A 13,089-nucleotide genomic window follows, 5' to 3' on the forward strand; every position below is an offset into this window, starting at 1 on the left:
GCAAGCGCGCGAGGGGTACCTTGTGTTTTGCAGTCGTATGGTAATTAAAGCTTTAGTTAACCGGCGGTCGGAATCGATGGGCCCGCCGAGAATTGGCTGTTGTACAGATCCGCGTAGAAACCGCCTCGTGCCAACAGTTCCTCGTGAGTGCCTTGCTCGATAACCGTGCCTTCTTTCATGACAAGAATGAGGTCGGCGTCCCGGATTGTCGATAGTCGGTGAGCAATGACAAAGCTCGTTCGACCGGACATCAAGTGATTCATCGCCTGCTGGATTTGAATTTCGGTGCGCGTATCCACGCTGCTCGTCGCTTCATCCAGAATGAGAATGGATGGATCCGCGAGAATCGCCCTGGCGATCGTCAGAAGCTGCTTCTGGCCTTGCGAGATGTTGGACGCCTCTTCATTAAGCACTGTATTGTAGCCTTCAGGCAGCGTACGGATGAAATGGTCGGCATGCGCCGCTTGCGCCGCCTCGACAACTTCCTGCTCTGTCGCTCCTAACCGGCCATAAGCGATATTGTCCCTAATCGTGCCGCCGAACAGCCACGTGTCCTGCAATACCATGCCGAACAGGCTCCGAAGCTGCCCGCGCTCGAGCTCGCGGATATCGTGTCCGTCTATCGTTATCGCTCCATCGCCAACCTCGTAGAATCGCATTAACAGATTGACAAGCGTCGTCTTGCCCGCCCCGGTCGGTCCGACAATCGCGACGGTCTGACCGCTCTTGACCGAGATGTTCATGTCCTGGATGAGCGGCTTCTCCGGGTTGTAGCCGAAGCTTACACCCTGGAATTCCACCACTCCATGCGACCTGACCAATGCAGGCTGCTTGCCCTTGGTTTCCGGAGATTCCTCGGCTTCGTCCAGCAGTTCGAACACCCGCTCTGCCGAAGCCAGCGTCGATTGAATGATGTTGGCAATGTTGGCCGTCTGCGTGATCGGCATCGTGAATTGCCGGGCATATTGGATAAACGCCTGAATGTCGCCGACGGTAATCGTCCGCTGCGTCACAAGGACGCCGCCAACAACGCAGATGCAGACATATCCGATATTGCCGATAAGATTCATGACCGGCATGATGATGCCGGAGATAAATTGCGCCCGCCAGCTGGAATTATACAGCTTTTCGTTCATCGCTTCGAATTTGCTAATGGATTCCTTCTCGCGTCCGAAAGCCTTTACGATGGTATGTCCTGTGTACATTTCTTCGACGTGGCCGTTAAGATCGCCAAGCTGAGCCTGCTGGTTTTTGAAATGAACCTGGGACCGCTTCGCGATCATCGCGATCGCAATAAAGCTAAGCGGCAGCGTAAGAACAAGAATCAGCGTGAGCAGCGGACTGATCGTCAACATCATGACGATAACGCCAATCAGCGTCACGATGGATGTTATGAGCTGCGTCAGGCTTTGCTGCAAGGTGTTGCTGATGTTGTCCACGTCGTTGACGACGCGGCTTAAAATATCGCCGTTCGAACGGGAGTCGTAAAATTTCAGCGGCAGCCTGCCCAGCTTGTCGTTCACTTCGTTCCGCAGCCGGTATACGACCTTCTGCGCGACGCCGGCCATCAGATATTGCTGCACGAAGGCGAACAACGAGCTGATCACGTAAAGTCCGGCGAGCAAGCCGAGAATTTCGACGATGCCCTGGAAGTCGATCTTCGTGCTGGTTATGATGCCCTCAAATAAAATGTCCGTCGCTCTGCCCAGAATCTTCGGGCTGAGAATCGAAAATACCGTGCTTAGAACCGCAGCCAGCAACACGGCCAGCAAAATGAGACGGAACGGCTTCAAATAGCCGGACAGCCGCTTTAGCGAGCCCTTGAAATCACGGGCCTTCTGCCCGGGAACGCCCATTCCGGGTCCCGGGCCGAAGCCCATGGGTCTGCCGCCGGGAGGGCCGCCTCCGCGAGCGCCAGCTCCTGCATTGTTCTCTTTGCTCATGCGCTCTCCTCCTCTGACAGCTGCGAGGACACGATCTCGCGATACACGCCGCTAGTCTCCATCAGTTCCTTATGCGTGCCGATGCCCGCGATTCGGCCTTCGTCCAGCACGATAATGCGATCCGCGTCCATAACGGTGCTGACTCTCTGCGCGACGATTAATACCGCCGCATCCGCCGTCTCCGCCCGCAAAGCGCTTCGTAGCTTCGCGTCCGTCTTGTAATCGAGCGCGGAGAAGCTGTCGTCGAACAGGTACACCTCCGGCTTTCGCACCAGCGCGCGTGCGATGGATAGCCGCTGCTTCTGCCCGCCGGATACGTTCGTCCCGCCCTGCGACAGTACGGAATCGAAGCCATCCGGCATCGCCGACACGAAGTCGAGCGCCTGCGCGATTTCCACCGCCCTGCGTATCTCTTCGTCGGTCGCATCCTCCTTGCCGTAGCGGATATTCTCCGCGACCGTTCCCGAAAACAACACCGCCTTCTGCGGAACAAGCGCAATTCGCTCGCGGAGCTCTTCTTGCGTCCATTCCCTGACATCCTTGCCACCAACGCGGACGGAACCGCCCGCTACATCAAAAAACCTCGGAATCAAATGGATAAGGGTGGACTTCCCGGAGCCTGTTCCGCCGATGATCGCCGTTATTTCTCCACGGCCAGCTTGGAACGAAATGTCGGATAAAGCCGGCATCTCGGCGCCCGGATAACCGAAGCTGACCTTGTTGAATTCCACAACGCCGCCAATCCCGGCCGATGCTTCCTTTGCGTCGCCCTCGGAGACTGCCTGGGCTGTTGTCGACACATTGTCTATATCCGTCACCGACGGCTCAAGCTCCAGCACCTCGTTAATACGAGCCGCGGATGCAGCCGCTCTCGGAACCATAACGAACATCATGGAGAACATGAGCAGCGAGAACATGATCTGCATCGCGTATTGAATGAACGCCATAAGGTCGCCGACGCCCATCGCTCCGTTATCGATACGCAGACCGCCGAAGTAAACAATCGCGATCGTGGACAAGTTCATGATCAGCATCATGACCGGCATCATAACCGCCATAATCTGATTCACCTTGATCGATGTCTGCATAAGATCGGCGTTGGCCTCCGTAAATCGCTCGTTCTCGTGTGCCGTGCGGTTGAACGAACGAATGACGCGGATGCCCGTCAGCCCTTCGCGCAGCACAAGGTTCAGCCGATCCAGCTTCTTCTGGATCGCCTTGAAGTATGGCATCCCCTTCGACGTAATGAGCCAGATCGCTCCCGCAAGAACCGGCAACGCCACCAGAAGCACAAGCGTAAGCTCGGCATCCTTGTACAGCGCCATAATGATGCCCCCGATGCACATCATCGGCGCCATGACCATGAGGCGAAGCATCATCATAAGAACTTGCTGCACCTGGTTAATGTCGTTCGTCGTACGGGTGATAAGCGAAGCCGTGCCGATTCGATCGAATTCCTGCAGCGAGAAGTGCTCGGCATGCTGGAATACCTTGCCTCTCACGATCCGACCGAAGCCGGACGAAATCTTAGAGGCATAAAGACTTGCTAGAATCGAGACTGTGGTCCCCAGCAGCGTAATGAGCAGCATGTAGCCGCCCATCCGCCAAATAAACGGCTTGTCTCCTTCAATGACACCCCTGTTGACGATATCCGCCATCAAGGTCGGCAAGTACAGCTCCGATAACGACTGAATCAGAATAAGCGTCATGACCAGTGCAATCGCGACCCGATACGGCCGTAAAAATCGGAACAATCGCAGCATCTTCCTACACCATCCCCTAAACTCGGTATGTGCCCGTTCCATGAGAAACGAGGCGACTATCATGCCAATATTTTAGTAGTAAACAAATCTTCTCCTATTATATCGGTTCCGCTCCAAGAAATTCAATGTGTCTGCCGTAAGGAGGCTATGCGAGCGGCTGCGGTGAGGGGAGAAGGATAGCCGTTCACGACAAGTAACATCGTTCCATAATCACATAATCCTTGCCGCTTTTGCTGAAGGCGGAGCCTGTGGCACGCAATCCGAATTTCAAGTCGAATTCGAGCAAAAAAAAGAGCTGCCACCCCTATGAAAGAGGCGACAGCTCTCCTATGACCCGACTCGGTAAACCACCGCGGACGATAGCCCTCTACGCTCGGCTTTGACGCTTCGCAACGCATTGTCTAAGCGTATCACCGACTACCCTTTGGCAGCCTCCTTAGGCGCCTCGATCACATCGTCCTTCGTGTCGGAGACCAGCTCCTTGGCCGAAGACTTGAACTCATGCAACGTCCGGCCCACTGCGCGCCCCAACTCCGGGAGCTTGGACGGACCGAATATGATGAGCACCACGACCAAAATCATCAACAATCCCGGGAATCCGATATTTTGAAGCATAGGAACATTCCCCTTCCTGATTCTATTTTATTGTTTCCCGCAACCTCGTAGAGCTAGTCCCTATTATGTGGGATGGGATACGCCGCCACCGCTTCGATCTCGATCAGCCAGTCCGAATTGACGAGACCCGCCACGCCGACCGTCGAGCGGGCCGTCTTGATCGGATTCTCCTTTGTGTTGAAAAACTTCGCATACGCGTTGAACCAGCCCGTATAGTCGAATTTGCCGTCCAGCGCCGCGTCCGGCGTCACGTACACGCGCAGATAGATGACGTCCTTCAGGGACAAACCTTGGTCGATTAACTGCTTCTCGATATTTTTGAGAATGCCCTCGGCCTGCTTCTCCGTATTGCCGTAGCGCTCATAGACGGTTTTGCCGTCCTTGTTGAGCAGAGGAGGCACCGTGCCGCTTGTAGAGAAAGTCGCCGACCCTGCCGGCAGAGCCACCGCGTTAGAGATGGAAGAGCTGGGGCTGCCGTAGAACTCCGGCTCGTTAATCGGCGTTAGCGGCAATTTGTTCGGCGTAACCGCCGCCGCGTACACGGAAGCTCCGATAAAACACGATAAAATCGCCGTTCCCGCCAATACTTTGACGTTTCGTTTGATCGCCATGTCCAATCATTCCCTCCATTAATAAATGACGAATAAGTTCAGCCCTTTTGCGCGATCGCAATCATTTATGCCGTCATAACAGTAACCTTATTCCTTCATCACGCGTTCCGCGATGTCGGTGACGACGGCACGCGCCGACTCGATGCCGCCGGCCATCCAGGCCGTTATGTAGCTGATATGCTCGCCCGCCAGGTATACTCTGCGATCCGGCTTGCACAGCGTCGGATACAACGTTGACCGTTGATCGCCCGAATAAGATACCCACCCGCCTTCGTTATACTTGATTTTCTTCCAATCGACGGAGAAGGAAGCCTCGAACTCCTTATGATACTGCGGATGAATCTTCGCGCCTTGGGCCAGCGCGTGCGCTTCCCGCTCCTGATAGGACATCGCGCCAAGCTTGTCCGCGCTGCCGCCGAAAGCATAGTAGCCAAGCAGCAACCCTTTTTTGTCCATATAGCCGGTTGGAGGGTAATAGATGGAGGAGATGTCCATATTGGTCAACGTGTTGCCGCCGTATATGCCCTCGTCTTCCTCCCAGAAGCGGCGTTTGAATTGCAGTCCGATTTTGCCCGCGGAGGCATAACCGACGCTGTTTATCGCTTTTTTCATATCCGGCGAGAAGTCCGCCTTAATGCCCTTGAGCACCGATAGCGGGATCGTGCAAATACAGAAGTCTCCCTCCAGCTTCTGAGTAGCGCCCGTGGCCAAGTTCTTATAGGAGACCGTGACGCCTTTGTCGCTTTGCTTGATTTCGGACACCTCGGAGTGAAAGCGGATCTTGCCCTTCAGACGTTTCTCGAACGCCTGCGGAATGGCGTCCATGCCACCAACGGGGTGGAACATCATCATCTGCTGGTCGTAACCGTATTCGCTGCTGAGATAGTTCCCGAAGCCCGAATTCAGAATCGCCTTCATGCTAAACGGATCGCGAATGACGCCGGCGTCGAGACGCGCGCCCGGCTCGTCCTTATAACCGCCCCTCGAAGACCCCTTGTAAAATAAATCCGCATCCAGTCCGCCCTCCGACCGGAGGTACGCCACAAGCTTTTCCTTCTCCTCGGCCGTCAGGGGCATGTCCAGCGCGTTCTGCTTCACGGCTTTCGCCATCAACTCGCTCACGTACCCGCGTACGTCGGCTTTCGCTTCGCGCTTGCGAACCTTCCTGCCCGACAGCTCCCCAACATTCTCGTTGTAGTAGTAGGCGTGGTCGTTGACGTTGCCGAACGGCTCGATGGCAATGCCGAACTTCCGGATGTATTCCATCGTGACATGGAACTGCGGTATGCGCATGGGCCCCGCGTTCAGATACAGACCGTCCGCGAATCTGGCCACTTGCTTCGCCGCGCCGATCTCGGTCACCGTCGTCCCCCTGCGCACGGACCAGATTCGGCCTCCGGATCGAGCCCGCGCTTCCAGAATGGTACAGTCGAATCCGGCTTGACCTAGCTCGTACGCTGCGGTCATGCCCGCGATACCGGCTCCGAGGATGACGACTTTTTTGCCGCCGCGTCCGCTCAGATTCAGCGCGTTCGCATCGGGCGGCTCGTAATCCGCCGCTTTCAACGTCTCCGGCGACAACAGTCCCAGCGTACCCATGACGCTAAATACCGCGGCCCCGCCGCCGATCTTGCCTACCGCGCTAAGAAATTGCCGCCTGGACATTTCATTTGGCGCTTTGGTCGATTCCATTCCGCTCCACTCCCATTCTTCAGCATCGATGTGCTTGGTTTACCACACAACGTCAAGATAACATGCCGGGATTGAGAGACTCTATTTTTATGTCAGAAATACTTACATAAATGTTTTTTTAAGATTCTCTTTCGTCTGATAAACTTCGTAAATATAGGCTGTTCCTCCCACGTCAATATCTCTCATTTTTGTATAACGGGTTGGAATAGTTCATCGAGACCATTGTCAAACAGGTTGCCGATTGTTAAAATCTCTCCCAAACGAAATAAATGTTAGTTTATCTAACCTAATTCTGCCACGAAATTCAGCATCCAACATTCTTTGCAATGAACCAGGAGGCGAGAGCATGAGCAAAAAGGTGATAGGGATTGGCATGGTCAGAGAATTGACGGGGCTTACGGAGAGGCAAATCCGGTATTACGAGGATCGACAGCTCATCTTTCCGGAACGAACACCGGGCGGTGCTCGAAAGTTCTCGTTCGAGGATGTGGAGCAATTGAAGGAGATCGACCGGAAGCTGCGAGACGGCTTCCATACGTTCGAGTTACGCAAAACTTTTTTGTCCGGCGCCCCACGCTCGCTGGAAACCTAGAGGAGGCTGTGTAATGTTATCGCCGACAATCATGACTTTCCTGGAGCACTTGGCTCAGCTGCGCAAACAAATTATCGCAATCGCCATTGTATTCGTATTATGCACCGTCGCCGGACTCGTCGTCGCGCCATACATTTTCGACGCTATCAAAAATGCGCCTCCGGCGTCATCGATGGACTGGAACACATTTTCCCCCTTTGACGGCGTTCGCATCTATATGGTTATCGCGATGTCCGTCGCGCTTGTGTTGACGCTTCCCGTTGCGCTATTACTGATTTGGAACTTCGTGAAAAAGGGAATGTATCCGCACGAACGGTCGGCCACGCTTCGTTATATCCCTTACAGCGTGTTTTGCCTGCTGGTCGGCCTTGCTTTCGGTTATTTCGTTGTTTTGCCCATGAGCTTCTCGTTCGTCACAAGCGTCTCGGAGAAGCTTCAGCTAACGGAGACGTATGGGGTCGCTCAATACTTTGGTTTCATGATGAACATCGTGCTGCCCGTTGCCGCTGCCTTCGAGCTCCCGATTGTCGTCATGTTCCTCACCCGCATCGGCCTGTTGACGCCCGAACGGCTGCGCCGTTCCAGACGGTACGCCTATCTCGTTCTTGTCGTCGTCTCCAATCTGATGACGCCGCCCGACATCGTATCCGACTTTCTGCTCCTCATCCCGCTTATCCTGTTATTCGAGATCAGCGTTTGGCTGTCCAAGTCCGTGTACCGAAAACGGGTTGCCGCAACGGAAGCCATGGCTTCGTAATTGGGACAAGCGCTTCTGCCGGCGGTACGCAAACAAGACCCTGCCAGAAACGACCGAACTCGTCCGGTCTGTTTCTGGCAAGGGTCTTGTTAAGGTTTGCTTATTGGCCTGTATGCCCAAATACTCGTACTTGCTTGCGAATCCGATATATCGCCCAGACAACGGATGACACGACCATGGCATCGAAGCAGACGTTAAACAAAAAGAGATGTTTGCCCATGTCGGCCTGCCCATCGCCCAATATCGGGATAAGGAAAGCAAAGATGCCGGTAAGCGCCAGCAGCAGGAACAACTCTGCCTTGATTCGCGATCCAAGCGCCCGCGCCTTGAACCATTCCAGGCAGGCAACAGCCATATATGCCGCAAAAAAGGCAACGACAAACCATAACTCGTTCGGAACGTATCGATGCTTGAATTCGCTCCACCCGCTAAAGCGAAACGAAAGCGCCCCTCGCTCCTTCCCTTCCGACTTCTCGTAGTTGCCAAGATAATAAGGCCGGATGCTCATGCAGTTCTCTGCCGCATACGCCATCTTCTCTACCAATCGGCCGGGATGGCTCAAATAGAAGCCCAGCACATCGAAATGCGAAATCCGGTCGTAGAAGTCCTCTTTCAAGGAAGGATCGTTCTGCGGAATCGCCGTCCCTGCCTGAAAATAATTCGTGCCCGCCAGTACGGACAATCGCTGCGGCAGCCCCAGCTTGTCCAGATCGCCTTCGACGTCGGGCGAGTTATTCAATATGCCGAAAAACACGGTCTGATAAATATTAATTTCCTTAAAATCTTTGGGAGCCGCGACATACATCGTCACGGACGCCAACGCGGTAAACGCGGACAACCCGACTATCCACGTCCGTATACGTCTCCCTTTGTCGCCAAGGCCGATATATCTAAGCCCCAGCAGGGCAAATCCGATTCCGATCGGCGCATTCTGCGTCTTTGAGCAAGTCAAAAACAGCACCGACGCGTAGAAGAGCAGCAGCAGCGGGACTGTCGGTTGTTCCGATCTTGCCAGCTTCAGCCCGAATCCGATCGAGAGCAGCAAGAAAACGAATGAAACAGGTTCCCCGAATAATGAATTGAAATAAGCCAAGTAGCCGACGTCGGCAAAAACAAATACCATCAGCAGAGCAAGCAGCGCCGAAACAATCCGAAACTCCGTACGTACAGCAGTTATCGCAACATACCCTGCAGCCAGTAACAGCGCGGTGTAGATGCCTCCCAAAATGCGAATATCGAAGGCTTCGCCGTTCGCAATTCCCCCTATCAATCTCGCAAGGACAACCAATAGAATTTGCGTAGAAGGATAGAATCCCCGAAGAAACCCGTCATATGCGAATAAGGCATGGGCATAACCAAAAAAACGATCCTCGTAAGACTCACCCGCATCGTAATAATTTAACCCAGCCGTTCCCATAATTCGCAAAAAATCGCCGTTGTCCGCCACCCCGATAAATGGGCCCGCAAACAACAGCACGATTGCAACAATTCCTGCGGCGGCAACGTACAGCCACTCCGCCTTTAACCATTTCCCCATACAGCACATCCTACTCGTTAGACTGTTATTCCTGGATTTCCCATTTAAGTCTAACACAAAACCGTTGTTTCTTAAACTTTCCCTTATTGCTGCCGTTCCAACTGCCGATTCACGCCCCTGCTATCGCTACCCAATGCCCTTTCGACACTTCCACGAACTGCGACGCGTCAAGTCCATACGGGTCCGCCTTCGATGCTTCTTGATTGATGACAAGCTTTTTCTGCGACTCCACCTTCGGATCCGGCACCGGAATGGCGGCCAGCAGCGTCTTCGTATAATCGTGAAGCGGATTGGTATACAGCTCCTCGCTCTCCGCCAGCTCCACGATCTTGCCCTTGTACATGACGGCTACACGGTCGCTGATATGCTTCACCATGGACAAGTCATGGGCGATAAACAGATAGGTCAGACCCAGCCGCTGCTGAAGCTCTTCGAGCAGCTTCACGACCTGGGCCTGGATGGATACATCCAGCGCGGATAACGGCTCGTCGCAAACGATGAAATCCGGCTCGACGGCAAGGGTACGGGCGATGCCGATCCGCTGCCGCTGGCCGCCCGAGAACTCGTGCGGGTAACGCATGGCATGCGAGGCGTTTAATCCTACCATGTCGAGCAGTTCCTCGATCCGCTTTTGGCGGGCAGCCTTCCCTTCATGCATGCCGTGCACATCAAGCGCCTCGCCGATAATATCGGCGACGCGGAGTCTTGGGTTCAGCGAAGCATAAGGATCCTGGAAGATCATTCCCATATGGCGGCGCATCCTCTTCATCTCTCCGCGATTTAACTGTTGGAGCGGAATGCCGCGATACAGCACCTCGCCGCCCGTCGCTTCGTTGAGCCGCAAAATCGTACGGCCCGTCGTCGATTTGCCGCTGCCCGATTCCCCTACGACGCCAAGCGTCTCCCCCGCGTGAACATCGAAGCTGATGTTGTTGACGGCCTTAAGAACCTGTCCCTTGCCGAGATCGAAGTGCTGACGCAGCGACTTCACCTGCAGGAGCGGCACATCGTCTTTCTCGCGCTTCACAAGAGGAGCGAGCTTCGGCTTCTTCTTTTCGTCGAGACGCGGCAGAGCATTGAGCAATCGAATCGTATAGGGATGCTTCGGATTCGCAAAGAGCTCCTCTGTCGTTGCCGTCTCCACAATCTCGCCGTCCTTCATAACAACGACGCGGTCGCACATGCCGGCGACAACGCCCAGATCATGCGTAATTAATATAATGGACGTGCCAAGCTCCTGCTGCAGTTGCTTCATCTGATTCAGAATCTGTGCCTGAATCGTTACGTCGAGTGCCGTCGTAGGCTCGTCCGCGATAAGCAGCGAAGGCCGGCAGGCCAGCGCGATGGCGATCATGACACGCTGACGCATCCCGCCGGAGAATTCGTGCGGATATTGCGAATAACGAGTCTCGGCGTTCGGTATCCCTACCTTCCGAAGCATCTCGATCGCTTCATTCCGTGCTGCCGACTTGTTCATTCTGCGGTGCTTGATGAGACTCTCCTCGATCTGCTTGCCGATTCGCATCGTCGGATTGAGGGACGACATCGGATCCTGGAAAATCATGCCGATCTCCTTGCCTCGGATCGCTTCCATCTCCGAATCGCTTTTGTCCGCCAGATTCATCCCCTGGAACAGGACCTCTCCGCCCTTAACGATAGACGGGGGCGACGGCAGCAAACGCATAATCGTGCGCGCCGTGACGCTCTTGCCGCTGCCGGATTCTCCGACGATTCCCAGCGTTTCGCCCTTGCGCAGCTCGAAGCTGACGCCGCGAACCGCCTCCACTTCTTTATCTCTTACATAGAAAGAAACCGATAAATCTTTGACTTGCAGCAACTCATCCATGATGTCACCTTTTTTTTTATTTTTTTCGCGTGTCGCGCATCTTTTCTGTTTTGTTGCAAATAGCTATAATAAATAATATATGAAAATTTTATTTCAAGCTATTATTTCATTCCATTAGTATCTAATTGAAATTTTATTGACTTTTCGTAACCCTTAAAATAAAATCTACTATATCGATCGGAATTATGCAAATTAAAATAGATAAAAGTGAAAGTTCAAAAAGTTCGGTACGTGATCAAAAGCGGACTTTTTGAACAACCTTTTAAAGGAGCGGAATAGTTTGACTGGCGATGCTGCTGCAACGGGATACGGCTTCATTGATCGTATTGCCTCCATTTATAATAAACTGTTCGTTAACCCTGCCTATCGCCCCTTGTTGCTGTTGCTCGGAGCGCCGATCACGTTGATCCTGTTCGGAGTTTACCAATACCGTAAAACAAGAGACGGGTCGACCAGACGAAAGCAAGAAATTCGCTCAGAGCTGGCGGCTGCCGGAATGAAAGAGCAATTGCTGGCGGAGGCGATTGACCGGCTCTCGCGCAAGCACCGTTTCTTCGGGCAGTCCGTTACGAAGGAACGGCTTAACGCCGAAGCGGAACGATTGGCGGAAGCCAAACTTAACGTTCTTGTCGAAGAGCGGATCCATGAAACCTCCGCCGCCGGGCATTCGCAGGGGCAATTAACTTTCTCGGCAACCTATCGCGAGCTTATGGGTTATCCTCTCTTCGCCGCCCTTTCGTTCGTGCTGGGTCTTCCCATGTATGTCCTGATGGCCGTTTATGCTAACCCTTATGCGAAATACATCGCCGAACGGCTGTTCATGGCATTGTTCGTCATTCTGGGCGTCGCTTTCCTTGTCTTCACCATCCTGTACATCTCGCCCATGAGTCCCGCCGCCAATATCCTTGGCGAAACGGCCACTGATGAACAGATTACCGCTTTTAATCGTCTATATGGGTTGGACCAGCCTTATCTTGTCCAATTATGGAACACGATTAGAGATATCTTTACCTTCGATCTCGGTCGTTCATTCGCCGGCAACGAAGATGTAACGGTATCCATCGCGAACAAGTTCCCGGTCACGTTGACGTTAACGCTGATCTCCACAGTGATCGCCGTTATTATCGCTTTGCCTATCGGCATTATATCGGCGACAAGGCCGAATTCTTTTTTTGACTATACGTTTATGTTCATTGCGTTGCTCGGACTGTCCATCCCGAATTTCTGGCAAGGACTGATTTTCATCTTGAACTTCTCCATCAATTGGTCCTGGCTGCCGGCAACCTATAATCCGAACAACTGGCTTTCTGCGATCATGCCGATCGTCGTGCTTGGTACCGGATTGACTGCAGCGGTTGCGCGAATGACGCGTTCCTCCACGCTGGAAGTCATTCACGAGGACTATATTATTACGGCTCGGGCCAAGGGTCTTGCTCGCCGCAACGTATTATGGAAGCATGCCGTCGGCAATGCGCTGATTCCCATCATCACTGTCATCGGCCTTCAATTCGGCGGTATGCTTGGCGGAGCGGCCGTTACGGAGAAGGTATTCAATATTAACGGAATCGGCAGCTACATCGTCGACAAGCAGTTCATTCCGGATATTCCGGCCATCATGGGCGGCGTCGTCTACACAGCTATTACGATCTCGATCGTCAACGTCATCGTTGATCTGATGTACGCGTTCTTCGATCCGCGAATCCGCTCCAAGATGAAACAATATTAAAGGGTGC

General features: G+C 53.6%; 10 protein-coding genes. 3 read left to right on the forward strand and 7 right to left on the reverse strand.

The genetic code is table 11. The features are described 5' to 3' along the window. Positions 1-56: 56 nt before the first annotated feature. From B1748_RS31225 to B1748_RS31245, 5 genes are all read right to left on the reverse strand, one after another. Positions 57-1,943, reverse strand: coding sequence for an ABC transporter ATP-binding protein (locus B1748_RS31225; RefSeq protein ID WP_087571879.1), 1,887 nt, complete (start codon positions 1,941-1,943; stop codon positions 57-59). Next, positions 1,940-3,706 (reverse strand): ABC transporter ATP-binding protein, encoded by a 1,767-nt coding sequence (locus B1748_RS31230; RefSeq protein WP_087571880.1) that lies wholly within the window; start codon positions 3,704-3,706, stop codon positions 1,940-1,942. The genes B1748_RS31225 and B1748_RS31230 overlap by 4 nt, the downstream gene beginning before the upstream one ends. A 417-nt stretch (positions 3,707-4,123) precedes the next feature. Then, positions 4,124-4,321 (reverse strand): twin-arginine translocase TatA/TatE family subunit, encoded by a 198-nt coding sequence (locus B1748_RS31235; RefSeq protein ID WP_087571881.1) that lies wholly within the window; start codon positions 4,319-4,321, stop codon positions 4,124-4,126. A gap of 53 nt (positions 4,322-4,374) precedes the next feature. After that, positions 4,375-4,932 carry a RidA family protein gene (locus tag B1748_RS31240; protein WP_087571882.1) on the reverse strand — a complete coding sequence of 186 codons (558 nt, stop codon included), beginning with the start codon at positions 4,930-4,932 and terminating at the stop codon, positions 4,375-4,377. An 87-nt stretch (positions 4,933-5,019) separates the two neighbouring features. After that, complete coding sequence (locus B1748_RS31245) at positions 5,020-6,624, reverse strand: flavin monoamine oxidase family protein (RefSeq protein WP_087571883.1); 1,605 nt, start codon at positions 6,622-6,624, stop codon at positions 5,020-5,022. 346 nt (positions 6,625-6,970) lie between these two features. On the opposite strand from B1748_RS31245, the gene B1748_RS31250 reads away from it, so the two are divergent. Together B1748_RS31250 and tatC are read left to right on the forward strand one after the other, a co-directional pair. Continuing rightward, a complete protein-coding gene (locus B1748_RS31250; protein WP_087571884.1) occupies positions 6,971-7,216 on the forward strand; it encodes a MerR family transcriptional regulator in 246 nt (81 codons plus the stop codon). A 13-nt stretch (positions 7,217-7,229) separates the two neighbouring features. Continuing rightward, positions 7,230-7,973: a twin-arginine translocase subunit TatC gene (gene tatC, locus B1748_RS31255; protein WP_087571885.1), complete on the forward strand. Its 744-nt coding sequence runs from the start codon at positions 7,230-7,232 to the stop codon at positions 7,971-7,973. 100 nt (positions 7,974-8,073) lie between these two features. Here the strand turns inward: tatC and wsfD are convergent, their stop codons facing one another. Continuing rightward, positions 8,074-9,510 carry a glycan biosynthesis hexose transferase WsfD gene (gene wsfD, locus B1748_RS31260; protein ID WP_087571886.1) on the reverse strand — a complete coding sequence of 479 codons (1,437 nt, stop codon included), beginning with the start codon at positions 9,508-9,510 and terminating at the stop codon, positions 8,074-8,076. Between the two features lie 109 nt (positions 9,511-9,619). Further along, on the reverse strand, positions 9,620-11,356 hold the full coding sequence (locus tag B1748_RS37855) for an ABC transporter ATP-binding protein (RefSeq protein WP_306299349.1): 1,737 nt from the start codon (positions 11,354-11,356) through the stop codon (positions 9,620-9,622). A gap of 280 nt (positions 11,357-11,636) precedes the next feature. On the opposite strand from B1748_RS37855, the gene B1748_RS31270 reads away from it, so the two are divergent. After that, positions 11,637-13,082, forward strand: a complete 1,446-nt coding sequence (locus B1748_RS31270; protein WP_087571888.1) for an ABC transporter permease — start codon at positions 11,637-11,639, stop codon at positions 13,080-13,082. The last annotated feature ends 7 nt before the right edge of the window (positions 13,083-13,089 follow it).

The organism is Paenibacillus sp. MY03, assembly GCF_002165585.1.
Taxonomy (GTDB): Bacteria; Bacillota; Bacilli; order Paenibacillales; family Paenibacillaceae; genus Pristimantibacillus; species Pristimantibacillus agaridevorans.